The 22,317-nt window shown below is 63.8% G+C and carries 22 protein-coding genes; 13 read left to right on the top strand and 9 right to left on the bottom strand.

Annotation, left to right across the window (positions count from 1 at the left end; translation table 11 throughout):
- Window position 1: 1 nt before the first annotated feature.
- The 7 genes from OLW90_RS08380 (at window position 2) to OLW90_RS08350 (ending at window position 5,929) form a co-directional block, all read left to right on the top strand.
- Entirely contained in the window at window positions 2-694 is a 693-nt protein-coding gene (locus OLW90_RS08380) for a histidine phosphatase family protein (RefSeq protein ID WP_319649643.1), read from the top strand.
- A gap of 1 nt (window position 695) precedes the next feature.
- Window positions 696-1,463, top strand: coding sequence for a DegV family protein (locus OLW90_RS08375; RefSeq protein WP_319649642.1), 768 nt, complete (start codon window positions 696-698; stop codon window positions 1,461-1,463).
- Window positions 1,464-1,528: 65 nt separating this feature from the next.
- The gene (locus OLW90_RS08370) at window positions 1,529-2,230 is read left to right on the top strand and encodes a ComEA family DNA-binding protein (RefSeq protein WP_319649641.1); all 702 of its coding nucleotides are present in this window, start codon (window positions 1,529-1,531) and stop codon (window positions 2,228-2,230) included.
- Window positions 2,227-3,900, top strand: a complete 1,674-nt coding sequence (locus tag OLW90_RS08365; protein ID WP_319649640.1) for a ComEC/Rec2 family competence protein — start codon at window positions 2,227-2,229, stop codon at window positions 3,898-3,900. The genes OLW90_RS08370 and OLW90_RS08365 overlap by 4 nt, the downstream gene beginning before the upstream one ends.
- Window positions 3,901-3,919: 19 nt before the next feature.
- The gene (gene holA / locus OLW90_RS08360; RefSeq protein WP_319649639.1) at window positions 3,920-4,864 is read left to right on the top strand and encodes a DNA polymerase III subunit delta; all 945 of its coding nucleotides are present in this window, start codon (window positions 3,920-3,922) and stop codon (window positions 4,862-4,864) included.
- 10 nt (window positions 4,865-4,874) lie between these two features.
- Complete coding sequence (locus OLW90_RS08355; RefSeq protein ID WP_319649638.1) at window positions 4,875-5,291, top strand: ankyrin repeat domain-containing protein; 417 nt, start codon at window positions 4,875-4,877, stop codon at window positions 5,289-5,291.
- On the top strand, window positions 5,288-5,929 hold the full coding sequence (locus OLW90_RS08350; RefSeq protein ID WP_319649637.1) for a LysE family translocator: 642 nt from the start codon (window positions 5,288-5,290) through the stop codon (window positions 5,927-5,929). Before OLW90_RS08355 ends, OLW90_RS08350 begins: the two co-directional genes overlap by 4 nt.
- Before the next feature lie 67 nt (window positions 5,930-5,996).
- Here the strand turns inward: OLW90_RS08350 and rpsT are convergent, their stop codons facing one another.
- A complete protein-coding gene (gene rpsT / locus OLW90_RS08345; RefSeq protein WP_319649636.1) occupies window positions 5,997-6,260 on the bottom strand; it encodes a 30S ribosomal protein S20 in 264 nt (87 codons plus the stop codon).
- Window positions 6,261-6,448: 188 nt separating this feature from the next.
- Window positions 6,449-7,000: a hypothetical protein gene (locus OLW90_RS08340; protein ID WP_319649635.1), complete on the bottom strand. Its 552-nt coding sequence runs from the start codon at window positions 6,998-7,000 to the stop codon at window positions 6,449-6,451.
- Between the two features lie 157 nt (window positions 7,001-7,157).
- On the opposite strand from OLW90_RS08340, the gene lepA reads away from it, so the two are divergent.
- Window positions 7,158-9,014 (top strand): translation elongation factor 4, encoded by a 1,857-nt coding sequence (gene lepA, locus OLW90_RS08335; RefSeq protein WP_319649634.1) that lies wholly within the window; start codon window positions 7,158-7,160, stop codon window positions 9,012-9,014.
- Here lepA and OLW90_RS08330 read toward each other — a convergent pair whose 3' ends face one another.
- From OLW90_RS08330 to OLW90_RS08310, 5 genes are all read right to left on the bottom strand, one after another.
- On the bottom strand, window positions 9,015-9,251 hold the full coding sequence (locus OLW90_RS08330) for a hypothetical protein (RefSeq protein ID WP_319649633.1): 237 nt from the start codon (window positions 9,249-9,251) through the stop codon (window positions 9,015-9,017). It abuts the gene before it with no gap.
- Window positions 9,252-9,262: 11 nt separating this feature from the next.
- Window positions 9,263-10,369: an ATP-binding protein gene (locus OLW90_RS08325; protein WP_319649632.1), complete on the bottom strand. Its 1,107-nt coding sequence runs from the start codon at window positions 10,367-10,369 to the stop codon at window positions 9,263-9,265.
- Window positions 10,370-10,543: 174 nt separating this feature from the next.
- Window positions 10,544-11,641 (bottom strand): PTS sugar transporter subunit IIC, encoded by a 1,098-nt coding sequence (locus OLW90_RS08320; RefSeq protein ID WP_319649631.1) that lies wholly within the window; start codon window positions 11,639-11,641, stop codon window positions 10,544-10,546.
- Window positions 11,642-11,715: 74 nt separating this feature from the next.
- Window positions 11,716-12,876: a hypothetical protein gene (locus OLW90_RS08315; protein WP_319649630.1), complete on the bottom strand. Its 1,161-nt coding sequence runs from the start codon at window positions 12,874-12,876 to the stop codon at window positions 11,716-11,718.
- A 34-nt stretch (window positions 12,877-12,910) separates the two neighbouring features.
- Window positions 12,911-14,701 carry a BCCT family transporter gene (locus OLW90_RS08310; protein ID WP_319651858.1) on the bottom strand — a complete coding sequence of 597 codons (1,791 nt, stop codon included), beginning with the start codon at window positions 14,699-14,701 and terminating at the stop codon, window positions 12,911-12,913.
- Window positions 14,702-14,969: 268 nt separating this feature from the next.
- Here OLW90_RS08310 and OLW90_RS08305 point away from each other — a divergent pair, with 268 nt between their 5' ends.
- From OLW90_RS08305 to OLW90_RS08290, 4 genes are read left to right on the top strand one after another with little or no spacing between them, the layout of a single operon-like run.
- Window positions 14,970-16,310 carry a YeeE/YedE thiosulfate transporter family protein gene (locus OLW90_RS08305; RefSeq protein WP_319649629.1) on the top strand — a complete coding sequence of 447 codons (1,341 nt, stop codon included), beginning with the start codon at window positions 14,970-14,972 and terminating at the stop codon, window positions 16,308-16,310.
- Between the two features lie 28 nt (window positions 16,311-16,338).
- A complete protein-coding gene (locus tag OLW90_RS08300) occupies window positions 16,339-16,479 on the top strand; it encodes a hypothetical protein (RefSeq protein WP_319649628.1) in 141 nt (46 codons plus the stop codon).
- Window positions 16,480-16,481: 2 nt separating this feature from the next.
- The gene (locus OLW90_RS08295; RefSeq protein WP_319649627.1) at window positions 16,482-17,423 is read left to right on the top strand and encodes a nucleoside hydrolase; all 942 of its coding nucleotides are present in this window, start codon (window positions 16,482-16,484) and stop codon (window positions 17,421-17,423) included.
- A gap of 59 nt (window positions 17,424-17,482) precedes the next feature.
- Entirely contained in the window at window positions 17,483-18,301 is an 819-nt protein-coding gene (locus OLW90_RS08290) for a hypothetical protein (protein ID WP_319649626.1), read from the top strand.
- Between the two features lie 5 nt (window positions 18,302-18,306).
- Here OLW90_RS08290 and OLW90_RS08285 read toward each other — a convergent pair whose 3' ends face one another.
- Window positions 18,307-19,836: a metallophosphoesterase gene (locus OLW90_RS08285; protein ID WP_319649625.1), complete on the bottom strand. Its 1,530-nt coding sequence runs from the start codon at window positions 19,834-19,836 to the stop codon at window positions 18,307-18,309.
- A 246-nt stretch (window positions 19,837-20,082) separates the two neighbouring features.
- Between OLW90_RS08285 and OLW90_RS08280 the strand changes: the two genes are divergently transcribed.
- A complete protein-coding gene (locus OLW90_RS08280; protein ID WP_319649624.1) occupies window positions 20,083-21,351 on the top strand; it encodes an ATP-binding protein in 1,269 nt (422 codons plus the stop codon).
- On the opposite strand, the gene OLW90_RS08275 is transcribed toward OLW90_RS08280, so the two are convergent.
- Window positions 21,348-22,256: a ribokinase gene (locus OLW90_RS08275; RefSeq protein ID WP_319649623.1), complete on the bottom strand. Its 909-nt coding sequence runs from the start codon at window positions 22,254-22,256 to the stop codon at window positions 21,348-21,350. The two genes, OLW90_RS08280 and OLW90_RS08275, sit on opposite strands and share 4 nt — an antisense overlap.
- Window positions 22,257-22,317: the final 61 nt, after the last annotated feature.

Genomic DNA, 22,317 nt, shown 5'->3' with positions numbered 1-22,317 from the left:
CATGACGCGACGCCTCATCATGGCCCGGCACGGGCAGACGGTGTACAACGCCACCCGGCGCATGCAGGGCCAGCTCGATACCGCGCTTTCCGACGTCGGCGTGGCCCAGGCGCACGAGGCCGCGCGTCTGCTGGAGGGGCGCGGCATAGCCCGGATCGTGGCCTCCGACCTGGAGCGCGCCGCCAACACCGCGCGGATCATCGCGGAGCACCTTGGCCTGCCCGTGACTACCGACGCCCGCCTGCGCGAGACGCACCTGGGCCAGTGGCAGGGCAAGACGCATGAGGAGGTCGATGGCGCGCACCCGGGCGCTCGTGCGGTGTGGCGGCATGACGCCTCCTGGGCCCCGCCCGGCGGTGAGTCCCGCCTGGGGGTGGCGCGCCGGGCTCGTCCCGTGATCGAGGAGATCATGGCGGACTATGCGGAGTGGGACGATGCCACCGTGCTGCTCGTGGCCCACGGCGGCACGATCGCCGCGCTGACGGGCTCGCTGCTGGGCCTGAACAAGGATCAATACCCGCTGCTCTCGGGGCTGAGCAACGCGCACTGGGCGCAATTGACGGCCCGGCCGCGCTATACCCCCGGCAGCACCGACGCCCTCGATCCGGGTACCCCGGGCACCGCGCCCCGCTTTGCGGCGGACACCGTGGCCCAGGCGCAGTGGTATCTGGACGCCTGGAACATGGGGGCTTAGGGTGGCGGTTCGCGTGGTGGTGGATTCATCTGCCGGTTTGCCCGCCGATATGGCGCGGGAGCACGGCATTGAGGTCATTCCCATGCACCTCACCGGGGCCGGAACGGCCGGGTTGAGCGCGCTGGAGCTCTGCGCCTGCTATGCCCGGCAGCTAGAGCGCGGTGGGGACGCCGGGGTGGTGGCGCTCCACGCGCCCAAGGAGTTCTCCTCCACCTGGTCCTCTGCGGTGGAGGCCGCTGCCGTTTTTTCCGATACGGTGCGCGTGGTGGATACCGGCACCGTGGGCATGGGGTTGGGGGCTGCCGCGATGGCCGCCGCCCGCGCCGCCGAGCGCGGAGAATCACTGGAGGAGTGTTATGCCGCCGCCGTGGAGGTTCTCGACACCGAATCCACGTTCTTATACCTCCACCGCCTCGATGAACTGCGCCGTTCCGGGCGGGTTTCGGCGGGAACGGTGATGATCTCCACCGCGCTGGCTACCAAGCCGATCATGCGGATCGCGGAGGGACGAGTGGAACTTGCGGTGAAGTCCCGCACGCAATCGCGCGCCTTTGAGCGCCTCAGCGCCCTGGTGGTCGAGGCGGCGGGGGATAAGCCGGTGCGGGTTTTCTTGCAGGAGCATGAGGCCAGGGAGGCCGCGCGGAAACTCTCCGGAATGTTGGGAGAGGCGCTTCCCGGGGGCTCACAGGTACACACTTACCCGCTCTCAGAGGTACTAGCGGTGCACGCGGGGCCGGGGGCCATCGCCGTCTCGGTTGTGCGTAACTAGGGTTATCCACAGCCGGGGTTTAACGGGGGTCGTTAGGGTGCGGCGCTCCGCTTAGCCTGTGATTCATGCAGGCAGACAAGGTGCTTCACCGGCTTAAGGATCTCACTCGCCCCACCGGCGAGGAGGATCTCCTGCGCGTGGAATATCCCAGCGCGCGCCGCTGGCAGATCACCCCGCGCCAGGGGATCGCCGTGGCGTGCGCGATGTTGGCGATTCTGGCGGTGTGGTGGCTATGGCCCCGGCCGCAGGCTCCCGATGTGGCCCCGGAACTGCTGGCCGGTTCGAGCGAGGTATCCGCCCTGGCCCCGACCTCGGGAGCGGTACCGGAGTCGCCGGGGGAGATCGTGGTGGCGGTGGTGGGCGCGGTGGAAAACCCCGGCCTGGTTCACCTGCCCGCGCAGGCGCGCGTCTCGGAGGCCCTGGCGCAGGCGGTGCCCAAACAAGAGGCGGATACCTGGGCGCTCAACATCGCGCGGCGGCTTCAGGATGGCGAACAGATCTACGTTCCCGTGCAAGGAGAGGCGGGTGCGGGGCCACCGGGCGCGGCAGGGGAACCGGGTGCGGCGGTGGAGGCCGGAAAGATCTCGCTGAGCAGGGCCAGCCTGGAAGAACTGATGACGCTGAATGGCGTGGGCCAGGTGACCGCGCAGGCGATCGTGGACTACCGGGAGACCCACGGTGGGTTTAGCGATGTGAGCCAATTACAGGAGGTGCGGGGAATCGGCCCGGCCAAGTATGCGGCGATCAAGGAGAACGTGGTGCCATGAGGGAACTACGCCTTATCCCCGCCGCCGCGCTGGTGTGGGCGGTGACCCTGGCCGTGGTGCTTTTCCACGAGCCGGTGGCGTGGGCCTTGGTGGGTGGTGCCGTGGTGATCGCCCTGGTGCTGCGTTCCCCGGGGCAAGCCCTGGTGATGGGGCCAGTGGGATTGGCGGCCTGCGTGCTGGGCCGGTGGCGGGTGCGCCTCGCTCGGGCGGAAATCCCGGAGGAGATACGCGCGCGGGTGGCGGGCGAACCGCGCGGTGTGGGCGGGAAGCGGTGGTTGGTTCCGGTGCGGGTGGAGGATTATCCGGCGCAGGTTCCGCTCTTTGTGGAATCGGAACAGCCGATCACACTGAGCAGAGGCAGCCTCGTGATGGCGCGCGTGCACTGGAATCCGAGTGATAAGCCGGGGTTGAGCCGTTGGGTGGGCACGGTACGCGAATGGCAGACGGGCACTCCGCGTGGGATTGATGCGTGGGTGGCCGACGTGCACGAGCGGTTTATCGTGGCGGTGCGGGAACAGGTGGGGGAGGCGAGCCAGGGCCTGATCCCCGGCATGGTGCTGGGCAATACCACCGCGCAGGGGGAGGCGGAGCGGGAACTCTACCTCTCCACGGGGCTTTCGCATCTTTCTGCGGTCAGCGGAACCAATGTCACCATCGTGGCCACCTGCGTGTTCCTCCTCTGCCGCCTGTGTTCCCTGGGGCCACGGCTTCAACTATCGGCGGCGGTGCTGGCAGTGGTGGTGTTCTTTGTCCTCGTGGGCCCGGAGCCCTCGGTATTACGCGCCACGCTCACCGGGCTGGTGGGCCTGCTCGCGGTGGCACACTCCGCCACCTTTCCGCCCCTGCATGGATTGAGCGTGGCGGTGATCGTTCTTCTGCTTTACGACGCCTCTTTGGCCACCCAGTGGGGGTTTGTGCTCTCGGTGGCGGCCACGGCGGGAATAGTGGTGCTGTATCCCCTGCTTTATCGCTGGATCGCGGGGTTGGAGTGCGGCGGGGTGCGGTTACCCGATGTGCTGGTGCGCGCCCTGGCGGTGGCCGTGGCCGCGGACGTCACCACCGCGCCCCTGGTAGCGGCGATGAGCGGGAGGGTATCGCTGGTATCGGTGCTGGCCAATCTCATGGTTAGCCCGGCGGTGGCCCCCATCACCATCGGCGGGTTGATGGCGGTGGCGGCGCTGTTGCTTCCCGGCAGGGGAGAGGCAATAGCGCTGTGGGTGATCGAGCCCTGTGCGTGGTGGATACACCACGCGGCGCAGCGCTGCGCCGCCCTGCCGCTTTCCACCGTGGAAGCCACCCCCGCGTGGGTGGTGGTGGCCTATGCCTGGATCGCCTATCTGGTGGTGCTGGGCCATGGAAGAAAGGTGGTGGGGGTGCTGTGCCTGGGGCTTGCGCTGGGGGCGTGGTCGGGGCGGCGGGCCCCGCCGGTGGACATGGCCTCCCTGCGCGTCGCGGTGGTGGATACCGAGGAAGAGGCCGCCGCATTGAGCGTCGCGTCACGCGGGGAAGGATCGCGCCCTCAGATGATCGTGGTGCGCGATGGCTCCGGCCAACCGGCGGACTATCCCACCCAAACGGCGGAGGGAATCCCGGTGCTCTTTCCCGAACGCGATGGGCAGGTGACGCTGCACGGCGACGGCACCCAGCACGCCGCCGATGGCCGCTTTTGACTGTGGCACCATAGGGTGCATGGAATCCCAGGTGCACCTCATCGTTGGCACGGAGTCGTTTCTTGCAGAGCGGCACCGCGAGGCGATCGTCGAGCAGATTCGCGGGGGCCGCCCGGAGGTGACCGTAACCTCCATGAACGCCGGGGAACTCACGGCCTCGGAAGTGCTGGAGGTGCTTTCCCCCTCCCTGTTCGGGGAGGATAGGGTGGCGGTGATAAAAAACACCGAGGCTGCGGGAAAGGAACCCGCCGACCTGCTCTTGCAGGCCGCCGTGGACCCGGGGCCGGGCATTTATCTCATCGTGGAGCACTCCGGGGGTGGTCGCACCAAGGCGCTGGTGCCCAAGCTCGAAAAGATCGCCTCGGTGCACCGCGCCGATGAGGTTAAGCAGCGCGAACTTCCCGGCTGGGTTACCCAGGAGTTTCGTGGACACGGGGTGCGCATTACCCCGGACGTGGTACACGCTCTGCTGGAGGGAGTGGGCTCCGATCTGCGCGAACTCGCCTCGGCGGTGAGCCAATTGGTGGCGGACGCGCAGGGGGACATCACGGTGGCCACCGTGCGGGCCTATTACTCCGGGGTGGCGGAGGTATCCGCCTTTGATATTGCGGACTGGGCGGTCACGGGCCAATCCGCCCGCGCGGTGGCCGCCACGCGGCGGGCCCTGCAACTGGGCATGAGCCCGGTGGTGATCGCGGCGGCCCTAAGTTCCAAGGTGGGCATGATCGCGCGGCTGTATTCCAGCACGGGGCGGGTGGATTCCCGCCGACTGGCCGGGCAACTGGGCGCGCACCCCTTTGTGATTGAAAAGACCTCCAAGGTAGCCCGGCGCTGGTCCAGCGATTCGGTGAGCCGGGCGGTCATTCTCATGGCGGATCTGGACGCCGCCGTGAAGGGCCAGGGCGGTGACCCGCTCTTTGCCATTGAATCGGCCGTGCAGCGCGTGGCACACCTGGCTGGTTAAACTACTCACCATGACTTCCGCCAATACACCCCAGACCGATGAATCCCAGCCCGATCTTCCCCAGGACGTGCAGGAATTAGCCACCCGCCTCTTTGACATGGCCCGCAAGGGCGATCAGCAATTAGTGGAATACATCGATCACGGCGTGGCGGTGGACATGGTGAACCAGGAGGGCAATAGTTTCCTCATGCTCGCCGCCTATGCGGGCCATGCGGATCTGGTGGCAGCCCTGGTGGAACGCGGGGCGGACGTCAATAAACTCAACGATCGCGGCCAATCACCCCTGGCCGGGGCGATCTTTAAAAAGGAAGATGCCGTGGTGGAGGCGCTCATTGCCGCCCAGGCCGACCCTCATCGCGGTCAGCCCACGGCGGTGGAGACCGCCCAGATGTTTGGCCGGGAGGACCTTCTGGAACGTCTGCGATGACCCCGGGCGGACTCCTTTCCCTCACCGCCCTGAACCTTATGGGGGTGGCGGCTCCCGGCCCGGATACCCTGCTGGTGATGCGCGCTGCCACAAAATCGCGCCGCCATGCCTATGCCACGGTGGCGGGAATGCACGTGGGCGTGCTGCTGTGGATGGTGCTCACGGTATGCGGCGCGGCCGCAGTGCTGGGCCGGTATCCCGTGCTCATCGGGATCATTCAACTCGCAGGCGGGGCCTATTTGGGCTACATGGGGAGCCAGATGGCGCGCGCCGGGTGGCGGCTGCGCGGCTATGGGGCCGCCGATGTGCCCGGAACCACCAGCGCGAGCGCTGCCCAGTGCGCGCGCCAGGGGCTATGGACCAACCTCTCTAATCCCAAGATTGTTCTCTTTTTGACCGCCATCATCGCCCCGGTCATGCCGGCCAATCCCTCCTGGGCCACGGCGGTAACGATTATCGCGTGCCTGTGGCTGAGCTCGGCGGCGTATTTTGGGCTCATCGCCACTCTTCTTTCCACGCGGGCGGTGCAGCGGCAGGCCCTGCGCGCGGGGCCATTCATTGATATGGCCGCTGGTGCTTTGTTCATGGTCTTTGGAGTGGTGCTGGTGTTGCGCGGGGTGGGGGAGATTCTGGGCTAAGAGGACCCGGTATGCAAAAAGGGTTCCCCACAGCAGTGGGGAACCCTTTAGTGCTTAAGAGGGAGGACTAGTCCATCTTGTTGAAGTTCAGCGCCATGCTGGACTTCTTGTTGGCGGCGTTGTTGCGGTGCAGCACGCCCTTGGACACGGCCTTGTCCAAGATGCGGGAGGCGGCGCGCAGCTGGGTCTCGGCGGCGGCCTTGTCCCCCTCGGCCACCAACTCGCGGAACTTGCGGATCTCGGTGCGCACGCGGGAACGCACGGCCTGGTTGCGCTGACGGCTCTTCTCGTTGGTGAGAATGCGCTTCTTCTTGGACTTGATATTAGCCATGAAAAGTTACCTCTTGGTCTTTAGTTACTGAACAGACTGGTTGCTCATTCCCGTGGGCTTTTCCGGGTGAAGCCACCCTTGGCACCGGCTCTGGCGAACCCAAGGTCCTGCCCGCCGTGTCCGGTGCGACGCACAAAGAATAACCTGAAAGATGTTAGCAGGTGGGAGGTGCTATCCCCAAACGCGCGTTATGTCCACCCGTATCGGTTGCGCAACTTAGCGGCAATGCGCTCGAAGCGCCTCCGGGGAAAGAGCACGCCCTGGCGGCGAATCCCCAGGTGGGAAACCTCTAGCACCCGATCCAGGCGCACCCAGCACTGCCGACCTTTCTCGTCCCATTCCCCGGAGCCGATGTCTAGCCACTCGCTTTCGTTGGCGTGGCGGGGGTTGGGGGAGATGAGCAGGCCCAGCACCGAATCGCGCCCGTGCCCGATCACGAGCACGGCGCGGTCGCGCAGGGGGCGATCGGGGCCGTCGGAAGGCGCCCATACCCGAACCACCTCGCCGGGCTCGGGCTGACCGTCCATGTCCGGGGCGTAGTAAATGCTGCGCGCCTTGGAGGCGGTGGTGGCCACGTTGATGGTGCTGTGGTGGTGCTGCGTGGCGGCAGTGGGGGCGTCGCAAAAGCCCAGGCGGGAACTGATGCGGTCGAGCCCGGCTTGCAGCGGCGGTACTTTGCTGCCGGGCAGGAGTTTCTTACACAAGGTGGCGAGGTCGTGCGCCGTGCTGGACTTACTCATGCACATCATCCCGGTACTGCGAGCGTCGGAGGTGGGGGAGGGGTGGTACTTGCTGGGAGTATCGCCTCACCCGTCACCGCTGTTACATGGCTTAGAATATACCGCTTTGTTCGGTAGAGTGTCAGGGGTTAGCTCGACGGAAGGGGTCTCCACGTTCATGGCCAGCACGCCAGGTAACTTCGCAGAAACCACGTTCACGGATCTAGAGAGGATTCGGAACTTCTGCATTATTGCGCACATTGACCACGGCAAATCCACGCTGGCGGACCGCATTTTGCAATTGTCCAAGGTGGTGGAGGAGCGCGACATGCGCGATCAGTACCTGGACAACATGGACATCGAGCGCGAGCGCGGCATCACCATCAAGGCCCAGAACGTGCGCCTGCCGTGGGTGCCGCGCTCCGGCTCCGCCGAGGGGCAGGAGATCGTGCTCCAGATGATCGACACCCCCGGCCACGTAGACTTCACTTACGAGGTCTCGCGCGCGCTCGCCGCCTGCGAGGGGGCGATCCTGCTGGTGGACGCCGCTCAGGGAATCGAGGCGCAGACCCTCGCCAACCTGTACCTGGCGATGGAAAAGGACCTGGAGATCATTCCGGTTCTCAACAAGATCGACCTGCCTGCCGCCGATCCGGAGAAGTACGCCCTGGAGATCGCCAACATCATCGGCTGCGAGCCGGACGATGTGTTGCGCGTTTCCGGCAAGACCGGCGAGGGTGTGGAGGCGTTGCTGGATCGCGTGTGCGAGATGGTTCCGCCCCCGCGTACCGACGCCCCCGCAGAGGCCCCCGCGCGCGCCATGATCTTCGACTCCGTTTACGACACCTATCGCGGCGTGGTCACCTATATCCGCATGGTGGACGGCAAACTCACCCCGCGTCAAAAGGTGCGCATGATGTCCACCGGCGCGCTGCACGAACTGCTCGAAATCGGCATCGTGTCCCCCACGCCCAAGAAGTGTGAGGGTCTGGGTCCCGGCGAGGTGGGGTACCTGATTACCGGCGTGAAGGACGTGCGCGAGACCAAGGTGGGCGATACCGTCACCTGGGCTACCAAGGGGGCGGAAACCCCCTTGCAGGGATACGAGGACCCCTCCCCGATGGTGTACTCCGGTCTGTTCCCCATTTCCCAGGAGGACTTCCCCGCGCTGCGCGACGCCCTGGACAAGTTGCAGCTTAACGACGCCTCCCTGACCTTCGAGCCCGAGACGTCGGTAGCCCTGGGATTTGGCTTCCGTTGCGGCTTCCTCGGCCTGCTGCACATGGAGATCACCCGCGCCCGCCTGGAGCGCGAGTTTGACCTCAACCTCATTTCCACCGCGCCGTCGGTGACCTACCGGGTGGTGGCCGAGGACGGCGAGGAGCACGTGGTGCACAATCCCGCCGACTGGCCCGGCGGCAAACTCCGCGAGGTCTATGAGCCCATCGTGGACATGACCATCATCGTGCCCTCCGACTACGTGGGCCCCACGATGGAACTGTGCCAGAGCAGGCGCGGGCAGATGAAGAACATGGATTACCTCTCCGAGGATCGCGTGGAACTGCGCTACGTGATGCCCCTGGGCGAGATCATCTTTGACTTCTTTGACATGCTCAAATCCCGCACCAAGGGATACGCCTCCCTCAACTACGAGGACGCCGGGGAACAGGAGGCGGACCTGGTCAAGGTGGACATCCTGCTTCAGGGCGATCCCGTGGATGCCTTTAGCGCCATCGTGCACCGGGACAACGCCCAGTGGTACGGCAATAAGATGACCAAGAAGCTCAAGGAGATCATTCCCCGCCAGCAGTTCGAGGTGCCCGTGCAGGCAGCCATCGGGGCCAAGATCATCTCGCGCGAGAACATTAAGGCCCTGCGCAAGGACGTGCTTTCCAAGTGTTATGGTGGCGACATCTCGCGTAAGCGCAAACTGCTGGAGAAGCAGAAGGAAGGCAAGAAGCGCATGAAGTCCATCGGATCGGTGAACGTGCCGCAGGAGGCTTTCGTGGCGGCGTTGTCTACGGACGAGGCTTAATTACGTTTGTGCCGCGTGGAAGAAATCACTGACGATTTCTTCCAGAATCTCGTCCGGGTGCCGTCCCTCCGCCAAAGCTCGGTTATTAAGGTGCTCCCAGGTTTCTTCGCTCAATCGCGGACCCGTGTAGTGCGGGTTGGGTTCGCGTCGTGCTTGGGAGAGGTCAAGCCCAGCCTCTGCTTCGGCGACGAGGGACTGGATTTCTTCTTCGTTCCACGGTGATGTGGTATCGCTCATGCGGAGTAATGTTATTCCCTCTCTACCCCACGCAAATACTCCTCCAGGTACGGCAGCGCAAAGTCCACGCGCCCGTACCCGGCAGGCGCGATGAGCCCGCGTTCGATGAGGCGGCGTCGATAGGTGGACTGCTGGTTCGCCGGAATCCGCATGGCCGCAGCGATCTCCCCGGTGGGCATGGGGCGCGTGCCACTCGCCATGTGCAGCAGGTATTCGCGTTCCCGCTCGGGCACCCCGCGCAGCGCCGGGGCGTGTACCTGTAGGCCCATGCGCTCGATCACGAGGGGCAGGGCGGCGCGGATAGTAGCGGGCGTGATCTCCTTATCCGCGAGCGCCCACGCCACGGAACCGAGCAGTTGCACCAGGTAGGGGTAGCCCTGGGTGGCCTCGGCGGCGGTGCGCGCGGCGGCGTCATGAAAGCGCTTGGTGCCGCGCAGGGCGGTATCGCGCAGGGTGGCCTCCACCTCGTCCTGGGGTAGCGCGGTGAGCGGCACGGGGACGGCGCGGCGTAGAAACGTGGTGCCGGGGTGGTCGAGGAGTTCGGCGATCTCAAAGGGCAGGCCCGCCACGGTGAGGGCGATGGGGAGTTCATCGCGCACCACGTCCTGAATGGCGTCGGTGAGGGTATGCAGGTGCTCGGGCGAGGCGGATTGCAGCTCGTCGAGGGAGAGAAATAAGCCGCCGCCGCGAGTATCGAGCGTGGTCACGGCCTCGCGCAGGAGGCTGTGGAGCGATTCCTGGTAAGGGTAGCGCTGCGTGCGGGTGACGTTGAGCGAACCTACACCGGGAAGCGAGCCGCCGGTGATCTGCGTGCGGTGCGCGTTGGGGCTTTGCTCCGCAAGGAGTTTGGGGAGGTCGGTCTGGGTGAGTTTGTCCAGCATGGTGCCGGACGCGGTGACGCGCAGGGGAGTCCAGCCGCGTGCGCGCGCCTCCTTTTCCAGGAGGTTGAGCAGCACGGTCTTGCCGGAACCGCGAGCCCCGCTGATGAGGGTGAAGCGGTAGGGTGAGCCCGGTCCTTCGTCTAACGCCAGGGACACCTGGGCGACGGTGCCGGTGCGCCCCGCCACCACCTCGGGCACGATGCCAAAGGTGGGGCGGAAGGGGTTGCGTGCTGCCATGTTCGCTCCTTGTACGATCTGTACGAACTATAGCACCCTGTACGAACTTCCCTCCGCTGTACGATCTGTACGAACTTGCTTATCGACGCCCCGCCGTGTCCCTCTTTTATCGGGGCGTCGATAAGCAAAAAGAAAAAGCGGGGTGCCACCGCACCCCGCCCGCAAGCCAAGGACCTACTCAAAGTCCAGCTTGTAATGCTCCGGGCGCACCCAGCCGATCTTTTCAAATACCTTGGTGAATACGATGGCGAGCACCAGGGGCAGGATAAAGAAGAGCCCGCCCACGATGAGCATGTTGGCGGCCGTCCAGCCCCAGCCCTCGTAGTTCAGGGCGGCCAGCGGCCCCATGAGGCCGGACACACCAAAGCCCGCCGAGATCGGGGTGCCGGAGATCCCCAACATTCCGCCGAGGGCACCAACGATCGCCGCGCTACAGATCATGGGCAGCATGGTGATGGGGCGCGACCACAGGTTAGCCATCTGCACCTTGGGGGAGCCGAGCACGTGCAGGATCGAGGTGCCAAAGCCATTGACCTTCCAACCGGCCACCATGAGTCCGAACCCGGCGGCGGTCACGCCGAGGTTGGCGGTACCGGAGGAGATGCCCTCCATGAAGATGGCGGTGGCGATGCCCACCGTGGAGATGGGGGAGACGATCATCACGGAGAAGAGCACGGCCAGCACCAAGCCCATGAGCACGGGCTGGAAGCCGGTGGCGCCATTGACCACGGAGCCCAGCCACTGGGTGAGCACCTTGACCGCGGGGTAGGTGACCATGGAGCCAATGCCACCGGCAATCAGAATCACGATCATGGGGAGCAGGAGGATCGTGTAATTCTTCAATCTGTGCCCGATCACGGCCACCACGCCCACGGCCAGGGCTGCGGTGAGGCCGGAGTTAATCACCAGCCCGGTGCCCTGCACATGGAATCCGCCCTCGGGATCGGGGGTGGCCACCCCGGAGCCGAGCATGGCGGCGATGCCCACGGCGGCGGTTTGGATGGGGGTGAGTTTGAACTGCATGGCCACCATCACGCCGATGATCAGCGGCATCATGGAGGCGGTGAGGCTCACCATGTTGATGATGTTGATTCCCTGGGGGAATACCGGGAGCAGGGCCTTGAAGAGTTCGCCCAGGAGCGCCTGGGGAACCAGCGATACCACCACGGCGATGGAAATGCCGTTGAGCACCTTGAGCGCAAAATCACCTGCGGACGTGGCGTAGGGCGCCGGGGCCGTGGAGGCCGCAGGCGCGGGGGATGATTCAGACACGATAATCCTTGCTAGACGAAAACACGGAGGATATTAGGACGATACCCGTCGCCCTGGGGAGTTAAACAAAATAATTACCGCGCGGCCAACTCTGGTGTGCTGCCCCGGTAGGTGGCCCAGCGCAGGGCGGCCTCCAGGGGGCCGCGCGGGCGGAAGGCGCGCCACAGCGAACACAGCACCAGCGCCACGCCGATGGAACCCAGCCACCAGGCGGTGTGATCCTGCTCGGTGGGCAGGGCGTCCGAGTCTGATCCCGCTGCGCCGGAACCCGCGGCGGGGAAGAGCGTTTCCGATTCCACCGCCATATATTCTTCCCAGTTCTCGGTGGCGGCGATGTCCTCGCGGAACTGCTCAAAGTCCACCCCGGCAAAGAGTTCGTCCATTGACTCGCCATAGGCGGCCGCGGAGGAGGACTCGCTGCCAAAGCTGGGGTAGCCCTGAAGCGGAATGGCGGCGGTGAGCACGTGCGCCACGTACACGGTCAGCGCCATTACGCCCAGGCTGCGCAGGGGATAAAGCGCCGTGGTGAGCGCGCGGGGGCGGGTGATGAGCAGGCACAGGCCGATCACGCCCGCGCTAAAGCCATAGGAGTACACCACGTCTAAGGGATTTTCCCCGTGGCCCATCTCCCCGGTGAGGTGGCGCTGCCACACGGCGTAGCCGCCCACGAGCAGCCCCAGGCAGGTGACCGCCACGGGGATGAGCGGCTTAGCAAAGAACGCGCGGTGGAGCACCATGCCAAAGATCCCGTAGGCCAGCCAGTTGATGATGGGATAGGCCCCCTCTAACAGGGGACTCTGCGCCATGGGCGTGCCCTGCACCTGATAGAAGCTCAAGCCTATTCCCACCAGCGGCAGGATCACGGCCCCGGCCACCAGGTAGCGGGTGCGCCACCGGGTACACGGCCCTAAGACCAGGTAGATCGCGCCGATGGAGGCCAGCACCACGGCGATCACGGATTGCACGCTGGAAAGCACCATGCCCAGGGCCACCAGGATCACGCCCCGGATCAGAGTGCGGTGCCGGGTGGCGGCCAGCTCCGGGCCGCCGGTGGCATCGGCCTTGGCGTGCATGAGGCTGAGCGATACGCCGGCAAGTACCGCAAAGAGGGCGGAGGGAAAGCCATTGCTCAGGGCACCGACCCAGTCCTGGGAGGGGCCCAGGTGGGAGGTCATCATGCCGATGATGGCGAGCGCGCGGGCAAGGTCGAAGCCATGAATACGGGTGGGGGACATGGTGACCTAGGGTGTCACGAATGTGTGTGCGGCGCTACTTTGCGGGGTTCTCCCAACCGTCGCCCCAGGTGTCGGAATCAAAGTCATAGTCCACGTTATTGCCGTCCTCATCGGTGCGCTGATACCACTGGGTGACGTTGTCTGCGGTGGAATCAAAGTCCGCACCGGCACCCTGGCCGGTCTCCGCGCGGGTGACGGCCAGCTCAAAGTCATCGCCGTGTTCCTCCAGGCCGCGATACACAGCGTTGCGCAGAGCGGCCTTGGCGTAGGTGCGACGAATGGCGGCGGGGTCGGTGTGCAGGTCACGCAGGAAGGCCACCACCAGCAGCAGAAGCACCAGGGAGAACGGGAGAGCGATCAGCACGGTGAGCGATTGCAGGCCGGAGAGGGCGTCCTGCCCACCGGCGAGCAGCATGACCACCGCGATGCCCATCATGCAGAGCCCCCAGAACACCACCACCGCGCGCGGCGGCGCGGGATTACCGCGAGAGGAAAGGGTGCCCATGACCACAGAGGCGGAATCCGCCGAGGTGACAAAGAAAACGGCGAGCACACCGATGATGATGAAGGGGGTGATCTGCGCCAGGGGAAGATCGCTAAAGAGGGAGAAAAGCACCTGTTCCGGGGTGGCGGAACCGTCAAAGCCGGGGCGGCCCTCCTGGGAAAAGACGATGGCTGTGCCACCAAAGACGGTAAAGGCACAGGCCAGAATCAGGGTGGGGACGGCCATTGCCACGAGCGCGAACTCGCGCAGGGTGCGCCCGCGAGAGATACGGGCGATGAACATGCCCACAAAGGGAGTCCAGGAGATCCACCAGGCCCAGTAAAAGGCCGTCCAACTGGCCTGGAAGTCCACCGTCTCCTGCCCCCAAGAGAGCGATTTGCCCATCATTACCAGCAATTGGTCGCCATAATGGAGCAGCCCCGAGGGGAGCAGGTTCAGCAGGAACAGGGTGGGGCCGGTGAGGAACACAAAGAGCACCAGGCCCAGGGTGAGCGAGATATTGATATTGGAGAGATAGCGCACCCCGCGCGCCACCCCGGAGACGGCGGAGATAATAAAGCCCACCGTGAGGATCGCCATGATGATAATGAGGGCGGAATTGCCCAATTGTCCCCAGCCGGACACGATGCTCACGCCTTGGCCGATCTGAATGGCGGATAATCCGAGCGTGGCGGCGGTGCCAAAGACGGTGGCGATGATCGCCGTGACGTCGATAAGCCTGCCCGCAAGCCCCTCGGTGCGGGGGCCGAGCAGGGCGTGGAAGGCGGAGGAGAAGAGGGAGACGCGGCCGCGTCGATAGGAGGAATAGGCCAGCGCGCCGCCCACCATGGCATAGAGCGCCCAGGCGGAGAGCCCCCAATGGAAATGTGATTGCGCCATGCCCTGATGAATGGCCTCGGCTGTACCGGGGTTCACGGTGTGCGGTGGGGGAGAAAGGTAATGCGATAGCGGCTCGGAGGGGCCGAAGAAGAAAATACCCACGCCAATGCCTGCGCCGAACATCATGGCCACCCAGGAAAAACGAGAGAACTCCGGCTCCTCGTCATCGCGGCCCAGGCGAATAACGCCGAAGCGGGAAAACGCCAGGTAGCCCATCACGGCGATACCGGCGATCATGATGAGATTGAGCAGCCAGCCGGTATTTTCCATCGCCCAGGAGAAGGCGGTACCGGCGGTGCGGGAAACGGCCTCGGGGGCGAGCACGCCCCAGGTGATAAAGCCGAGAATGAGCGCGGCGGTGGCGCCGAATACCCAGCGATCGAGCCCAAATCTATTGCGTTGTTCGTCCACACCAATGCCCGGAACCAGGCCGGGGTGCATGTTGTGGGGATAGGCGTTATCGGGTGAATCGTGCGAATAAGGCACGGAAAGATCCCCTCCCAGGGGTATGAAATATGCGGAAGTGGCTCATTATTCACCATGCGGATGGGTATGCCAATTTGTGCGGCGTGCCCGGTACTTGCACATCTCAGACGGTACTGTATGGTTCTGATAGACAGATATGTCTACTGGGTGGTGTGCTCGCGGCGGTGGATCGTGCGGCGAGGCACCGGAAAGACCGGGAGGCGCCGGGAAGAAAGGCGGGATCATGGTGATAACGGGATTGGCCCTGGGGATAGTGCTGGGCGCGGTCATGCAGCGCGGGCGCTTCTGCGTCACCGGCATGCTGCGCGATATTTTCCTGCAAGGCTCCTGGCGGGGATTCACTGGCCTGCTCATCGTGATCTCCGTACACGCGGTGGGCCTGGCCGCGCTCACCAGCCTGGGCGTGATCGCCCCGGAGTATGAGGAGATCGCGCCCATCGCGGTGATCGTGGGCGGGCTGATCTTTGGCCTGGGGATCGTCCTGGCGGGCGGGTGCGCGTCCGGCACCTGGTATCGCTCCGCCGAGGGGCTGGTGGGTTCCTGGATCGCGCTGGGCACCTACGCGGCCTCCGCCGCCGCGATGAAGAGCGGCGCGCTGAGTGGGTTTAACGACGCCCTGCAATCCCACACCGTGCCGCTGCGCAGCCTCCCGGAAACCCTGGGGTTATCCCCGTGGCTCTTTGCCCTGGCGCTCAGCGCGGGCACCGTGGTGCTGGCGCGGCGTTATCTTGAAGCGGAGCGGAGCCTGCCGGTGTCGCGCACCCGCCAGCCGCTGTGGAGGCGCCCCCTGCACCTGTATGCGGCGGCGGTACTCATCGGTCTGCTGGGCGTGCTGGCCTGGCCGCTTTCCGCCGCCACCGGGCGCAACGATGGCCTGGGCATCACCACGCCCACCTCCAATATCCTGCGCTACGTGGTCACGGGCGATACCCAGCGCGTGGACTGGGGCGTCATGCTGGTTTTGGGGTTGCTGCTGGGAGCCTTTGCGGCGGCCAAGGCCACCGGGGAGTTCCGCGTGCGCGTCCCCGACGCCACCGCCGCGCGCCGGGCCGTGATCGGCGGGGTGGCGATGGGCGTGGGTGCCTCGCTGGCGGGCGGCTGCACCGTGGGCAACGGCATGGTGCAGACCTCCCTGTTCACCTATCAGGGCTGGTTGGCGCTGCTCTTTATCGCCCTGGGCGTGGCCCTGGGTGCGCGGCTGTGGCTCAAGCCTTCCGCCGCGCCGTCGCTTAGCGAGGAACGCGGTGGGCTCGGTGCCCTGCCGAGCGTGAGCGGGTTGGTGAGCCTGGGGGCGTCGCAAAGCACGCAGGGCGGCGGGGTGGCCACGCTCGCGCCGGGGCGCTACCGCCTGGACACCTTTGGCGCGGTGTGCCCCTTCCCGTTGATCGAGGCCAAGGAGGCCATGAAGCGGCTGGAGGTGGGGGAGGAGTTGGTGATTGACTTCGACTGCACCCAGGCCACCGACACCCTGCCGCGCTGGGCCGCCGAGGACGGGCACGAGGTGGTGGACTTCAGCGAGCGCGGCGCGGCAGGGTGGAGCATTACCGTGCGCAAGGGCGCGTGAGCCTCCCGGTGGGTTAGACTCTGGTGCTATGGAGCCCTGGATGGATCGGGAGCAGGTGCTGCTCTCCGGCGCGGAAGCGCACGAGTTCGATCACATGATGGGAATCTTCGAGGTTCCCGAGGAACACCTGCTTGACGCCTCCGTCATGCTGCGGGTCTACGCGGGGTAAGCATGGCGCGCAAAATCATCCTGGATTGCGACCCCGGCCACGACGACGCCGTGGCGATCCTGCTCGCCGCAGGCAGCCCCGAGATCGACCTGCTCGGTATTACCACCGTGGGCGGCAACCAAACCCTGAGCAAGGTCACCTATAACGCCCGGCAGGTCATGACCATCGCCGGGCTTATCGACGTCCCCCTTCATGCCGGTTGCGCCCGCCCTCTGGTGCGCCGGGCGGAGGCCGCCGCCGACGTCCACGGCGAGAGCGGCATGGAACTCCACGGCTTTGAACTGCCCGAGCCCGCTGTGGCGGTGGAGCCCGGGCACGCGGTGGACTACATCATCGACACCATCATGGCCCACAAACCGGGAGAGATCACCCTGGTGCCCACCGGGCCGCTCACCAACATCGCTATGGCGGTGCGCAAGGAACCGCGCATTGCCGAGCGGGTGCGCGAGGTGGTGCTCATGGGCGGCGGTTACCACGAGGGGAATAAGACCGCCACGGCGGAATTCAACATCGCCACCGATCCCGAGGCCGCGCACATCGTGTTCAACGAGGCCTGGCCCCTGGTGATGGTGGGCCTTGATCTCACCCACCAAGCGCTGGCCACCAGGGAAGTCGAGGAGCGCTTTGCCGCCCTGGGTACTCGGGCGGGGGACTTTGTGGTGGGTCTCTGTGGATTCTTCCGGGAGGCCTACCGCGAGGCCCAAGGCTTCGACGATCCCCCGGTACACGACCCCTGCACGATTGCTTACCTCATCGACCCGGACGTGGTGAGCACCGTGCCGGTTCCCCTCGATGTGGAACTGCGCGGGGAACTCACCGCGGGCATGACGGTGGCCGATTTTAGGGCACCCGCGCCCCCGGATTGCACCACCTCCGTGGCAGTGAAGCTGGACCATCAGGGATTTTGGGATCTGGTGGTGGGGGCGGTGGAAAGGCTCCATTAGCAGGGGGTTTGCCAAGTGTTGAGAGCGTAATTAATTCCGGCTCTTTATAGGGGTAGGTTATGAAAATTATGGATAATCCCTGGAGTAATATTAATTTTCAGGACGGGGTTTTTATCTCGAAATCCGATGGGGGTGTTAATCTTAAGGACTTATGGAAGGGGGATGCTCAACTTCATTTGGACCTTCCTCCGGAACCGTTTATTGGCAACATTGATACGGCCAAACTGATAGTCTTGTTGGGAAATCCGGGTTTTTCTGAGGCGGACAAGGATGTATTCAAGTGTCCTGTATTCCATCATGAGTATGAGAAGTGTATTCATTCTGGAGGGTATGATGGGGGGTTCTACTACTTTACTCCAGAAACGGTAAATCTCCCTGGTGGGGTGTGGGCTAGGCGGGTTTATAATCAGATTATGAACGCGGGCAGTGCTAAACTTTTCCCAGGGTCTGCTTCTTTTGATGCTCTGAAAAAAGGGGGACAGGGCAAGATTCTGGATGTTATGTATGAAAGTATCATGCATATCGACTTCTTTCCATACCACTCAAAGAGTTCTCATAATAGTATTAAGGGGGATGGAAAATGCCGGGACTCTCGAGGATCGTGTAGGGCTGGGGGTATTGTTCCTAGTCAGAAGTGGCAGTTTGGTCTTGTTGGCGAGGCTGTTAAGAAGGTGGAAAGGGGGGAAGCTTTTATTGTTGTTATTCGCCCTAGGGAGCATTGGTTCTGTAATGTTCCTTCTTTGGGTGATAAGTTTGGGGAAATGTCTAACTTTATTAGATACACGCCGCCGCAGGCCATTTCTTTCACTAAAGGTTCTCTAGATTTTCAGAACGGAAAAGGAACGTTTGATTCTATCGTAGATAAGTTGTTTCCCTAATTCCCCTATCGGAAATCCCACCCTTTCACCTGTTTTCTTTCTACAAAATCCCATGCTTCCACGCGCACGCGATCGTCGTACACATGCACGCGCAACCCGGAGGCCGCCGGTTCGTCAAGGATTACCTCATCGTGATCTCCCTCGGGCATATAGGCGTTGAGGATCGCCCCGGTGTTTACCACGGGGAAGCCAATGGCTCCGGCCTCCCCGGTGCCGGGATAACGCCGTATTCCCCACCAATCGTGTTGGTGGAGCAGGGAGGAGTGGCTGTGGGAGGTGAACATGATGTGGTGGGAGTACTTGCTTAGCACATTGGAGAGTGCCTCCAGATCCTCGTAATCGTTCTGATACCAGGCGCTGTGGGACATGGAGACGGTGCCGGGCAGCAGATAATGGGCAAAGAGAAGCACGGTCACGCCGTGTTGCTGCCAACGAAGTAGGCGCTCATCGAGCCAGGCGAGTTGATCGGGGGAGAGTCGAACAAAGGGCTCCTTGCCGTCCCTGTCCACGTCGGAGTAGTACTCCGAGTTCAGGGTGATAATCGGTATTCCGTTGATGATCACCTCTCGCCATAATTCCTGGCAGCGGGAATAATGCAGGAATCGTTCTATATAGGCGTGAGATCCCTCATCGCCGTACATTTCATGGTTTCCGGCTGTCATGATGGTTTTCCCGGAAGCGTGCGGGGTGCGCGCGGTGGCGGCAGCAAACTCCTCCCACAATTCCGTGCTGCCGTTATCCACCGCGTCGCCATTAATCACCAGGGCGTGCGCGGGTTCTGGCATGGCGTTGAGTTGCCGCACCGCGTCCTCGTAATCGGTGATGGCTCCCTGAATGTCCGAGAGGACGTCGATAATGGCGATTGGTGGCCCCGTGACCTCCGGGAGGGGAGTAGTGACCGCTACGTTATCAATGGCCCAGAACCAGTCATCGTTGCCGCCGAGGTAATGGAAACCCAGGCGCAGGGTGCTCACGCCGGTGGGAATCTCCAAATGCAGGGCCTCGTGGGAGGAAAAACGATCTTCCGTGAGGCGGAGGAGCGTGATCTCCTGATCGCCCAGGTGCGCGGTCACCTCGGCGCTTTGTCCCTTGCGCCCCTGCCGATAGTGAGAATCAAACTCCACCGTTATGGCGCGGTGTCCGGTGACGTCAATCGCCGGGGAAAATAGGTGCGCATTCATTCGATCGGTGGAATTGAGGCGCTGCTGCTTGGAATCTACCACGCATACCTGCCGATAACCCCGTGTGAACCAGTGGCGCTTCTTTGTGCCGCAGGCCCAGGTCCAATCTCGAATGGTGGTCAGCGTCCAACCCTCCCAGCGCTTCTCCCCGGAGGTGACGCCCTCCAGGCTGCTGGTCCAGCCCTCGGGGAGGCGGTGGGTAAAGGAGGCGGGGTTGGAGACCTCATCGAAACCCTCGTAAAAGAGCGTTCCGGGCCTGGTAGCGGACCCAGTTGCGGTAGCAGAGGCGGTTGAACCAAGAACGGGGAGCCAACTGGCCGCTGCGGCGGCCTTGAGGAGGGTGCGGCGCTTCACCGGAACTCCTTTGAGAGTGCGTCTGGGGACGGCACGCATTATGGCAGCGAGAGGGAAAATTCCGGTGAACGCAGGGGGAGGCGGAGATGAGCGGTGGGGAAACACTGGGTGAACGGGGTGGCCAAATCATTCAGTAGAAACCGGCCAAATCACTCAATAAAAACGGGCCATATGACTCAGTAGAAACCAGCCATATCACTCATTGTGCTACTGTGAACAGGGAAAACATGGTGAGAGGAGACCCTTGTGGCGCGTGAGTATCTGCCGAGGATTGCCGATGCGCGGTTGAAGCGAGCCCTGGAGGTGAGCGGGGCCGTGCAGGTGAAGGGGCCAAAGTGGTGTGGCAAGACGGCCACGGCCTTGCAGCAGGCTCAAAGCGTGCTGTACATGCAGGATCCTGATTACTCTGCCTCGTACTTGGCTCTGGCGGATACTAAGCCTTCAAAACTCCTGGAGGGCGATACTCCGAGGCTGATTGACGAATGGCAGATGGCGGAACGACTCTGGGACGCGGTGAGGTTTGCTGTGGATCGTCGAGGCGAGCCGGGGCAGTTTATTCTCACCGGATCGAGCACTCCCACGGTGGATCCTGCGCACTCAGGAGTGGGGCGGATTACCAGCTTTGTTATGCGGCCAATGACGTTGCATGAGTCCCAAGAATCTACCGGCGATGTGTCCTTGAGTACCCTCTTTCAGAACCATGATGCAGAGGTAGCAGGTATTTCCTTGCTTGATGTAGAGGACATAGCGCATATTCTGTGTCGGGGTGGCTGGCCAGCGGCAATTGTAAATAAAAAGAATCACCCGAGGCCTGATCTCGCTCGCGCCTATGTGGACGGCCTCATCGAATCCGATATTTCCCGCATTGATGGTGTCAATCGCAATGCCATGCGGGTACGCGCGCTTATGCGTTCTTACGCTCGGCACGTGTCCACCCAGGCTTCCCAGGCGACTATCGCGGCGGACCTGGCTGTGAATGATGAGGTTATGTCTCCCAATACTGTGAGCGATTACCTGGATGCGCTGGCGCGCGCTTATATTATTGATGAATTGGAAGCCTGGAACCCGGTTTTGCGTTCCAAGACGGTGGTGCGCACCAGTCCCACTCGACATTTTGTTGATCCCTCTGTGGGAACTGCCATTATGCGCGCCAATGCCGCGGATCTATTGCGGGATATGGAAGCATACGGGCTCCTCTTTGAATCGATCTGCGTGCGCGATCTGCGGGTGTACGCAGAGGCGATGGATGGTGCTCTTTTCCATTATCGGGATAAAACCGGCTTGGAGGCGGACGCGGTGATAGTTCTTGCCGATGGCCGCTGGGCCCCCATCGAGGTGAAACTGGGGGAGCGGCAGGTGGACGAGGCGGCGGCTAATTTACGCAAACTGGCCGAGCGCGTGGATACTTCTCGCATGGGACCGCCCTCCTTCCTCGCTGTTATTACGGGTGGACGTGCGGCGTATCGACGCCCCGACGGAGTCCTGGTCATACCGCTGGCTTGCCTCGCCCCCTAACCCGGCAACTCATCTCCAGGCCCCGGATACGAGGCCTGCGCGCCGTGGCCCGTGGCGGCGTAGGCTCCCACGCGCGCGGCGTGATGGGCGGCGTCGATAAGCGAATCCCCGGCGGCCAGGCGCGCGGCGAGGGCACCGGCGAAGGCGTCGCCCGCCCCGGTGGTGTCCACGGCGGTGATGGTGGGCGTGGGAATGGGGGTGACTTGCTCACCCTCCGCCACGAGCGCGCCGCGTTTGCCCAGTGTGAGCACCACGGATTCAAAGCCCATCTGACGCAGCGCCTGGGCGAGGGCGGTGGGGTCGGTGGAATCGAGGGGCTGGCCTAGTTGATCGAGGATTAGTCCGGCCTCGTGCTCGTTGGCGATCAGGGGGTGGGCGCGCAGCAGCGTCTCTCTGGGCACGGGCACCACGGGGGCTAAGTTGATGAGCACCCGCGTGTGCGGCCCGGCCTCCGCCACCGCTTGCGCGAAACCCTCGGCAGGAATCTCGCCCTGAAGCAGCAGCACCGAGGCCTCGCGCAGCAGCGCCGCGTGACGGCTCACCTCAGCGCTTTTTACCGTGCCGTTGGCTCCCGGCACCACGATAATGGTGTTTTCCCCGTCCTCGGAGACAGTAATCACCGCTAATCCGGTGGGGCCATCCACCTCGGCGACGCCGCGCATGTCCACCCCGGAGGAACGCAGGCGCTCGGTCGCGGGAGCGGCGTAAGGGTCGCGGCCCACCGCGCCTACCAAGGCGACGTCCGCCCCCTGCAACGCTGCTGCCACCGCCTGGTTGGCCCCCTTGCCACCTGCGGAAATAGTGCCGCCGGAACCGGCCAGGGTCTCGCCGGGTTGGGGGTGACGGTGAACGTGAACGGTGAGGTCGGCATTAATGGAGCCGACCACCACGACCTTGCGGGGCATGTGTTTTCCTTCCCTCGGATACCGGTTCAAGCTTAGTCCGGTGTGGTTCCTGCGGTTCTGG

The sequence above is a fragment of the Corynebacterium sp. 21KM1197 genome, from assembly GCF_033783015.1.
GTDB lineage: Bacteria > Actinomycetota > Actinomycetes > Mycobacteriales > Mycobacteriaceae > Corynebacterium.
This window is presented reverse-complemented; position numbering and strand designations above follow the sequence as displayed.

Excerpts from the sequence above, each read along its gene's own strand:
- OLW90_RS08380 (WP_319649643.1), top strand. The coding sequence starts at position 2 with ATGACGCGACGCCTCATCATGGCCCGGCACGGGCAGACGGTGTACAAC.
- OLW90_RS08370 (WP_319649641.1), top strand. The coding sequence starts at position 1,529 with ATGCAGGCAGACAAGGTGCTTCACCGGCTTAAGGATCTCACTCGCCCC.
- OLW90_RS08365 (WP_319649640.1), top strand. The coding sequence starts at position 2,227 with ATGAGGGAACTACGCCTTATCCCCGCCGCCGCGCTGGTGTGGGCGGTG.
- holA (WP_319649639.1), top strand. The coding sequence starts at position 3,920 with ATGGAATCCCAGGTGCACCTCATCGTTGGCACGGAGTCGTTTCTTGCA.
- OLW90_RS08355 (WP_319649638.1), top strand. The coding sequence starts at position 4,875 with ATGACTTCCGCCAATACACCCCAGACCGATGAATCCCAGCCCGATCTT.
- OLW90_RS08350 (WP_319649637.1), top strand. The coding sequence starts at position 5,288 with ATGACCCCGGGCGGACTCCTTTCCCTCACCGCCCTGAACCTTATGGGG.
- rpsT (WP_319649636.1), bottom strand. The coding sequence starts at position 6,260 with ATGGCTAATATCAAGTCCAAGAAGAAGCGCATTCTCACCAACGAGAAG.
- OLW90_RS08340 (WP_319649635.1), bottom strand. The coding sequence starts at position 7,000 with ATGAGTAAGTCCAGCACGGCGCACGACCTCGCCACCTTGTGTAAGAAA.
- lepA (WP_319649634.1), top strand. The coding sequence starts at position 7,158 with ATGGCCAGCACGCCAGGTAACTTCGCAGAAACCACGTTCACGGATCTA.
- OLW90_RS08330 (WP_319649633.1), bottom strand. The coding sequence starts at position 9,251 with ATGAGCGATACCACATCACCGTGGAACGAAGAAGAAATCCAGTCCCTC.
- OLW90_RS08325 (WP_319649632.1), bottom strand. The coding sequence starts at position 10,369 with ATGGCAGCACGCAACCCCTTCCGCCCCACCTTTGGCATCGTGCCCGAG.
- OLW90_RS08315 (WP_319649630.1), bottom strand. The coding sequence starts at position 12,876 with ATGTCCCCCACCCGTATTCATGGCTTCGACCTTGCCCGCGCGCTCGCC.
- OLW90_RS08310 (WP_319651858.1), bottom strand. The coding sequence starts at position 14,701 with ATGCACCCCGGCCTGGTTCCGGGCATTGGTGTGGACGAACAACGCAAT.
- OLW90_RS08305 (WP_319649629.1), top strand. The coding sequence starts at position 14,970 with ATGGTGATAACGGGATTGGCCCTGGGGATAGTGCTGGGCGCGGTCATG.
- OLW90_RS08300 (WP_319649628.1), top strand. The coding sequence starts at position 16,339 with ATGGAGCCCTGGATGGATCGGGAGCAGGTGCTGCTCTCCGGCGCGGAA.
- OLW90_RS08295 (WP_319649627.1), top strand. The coding sequence starts at position 16,482 with ATGGCGCGCAAAATCATCCTGGATTGCGACCCCGGCCACGACGACGCC.
- OLW90_RS08290 (WP_319649626.1), top strand. The coding sequence starts at position 17,483 with ATGAAAATTATGGATAATCCCTGGAGTAATATTAATTTTCAGGACGGG.
- OLW90_RS08275 (WP_319649623.1), bottom strand. The coding sequence starts at position 22,256 with ATGCCCCGCAAGGTCGTGGTGGTCGGCTCCATTAATGCCGACCTCACC.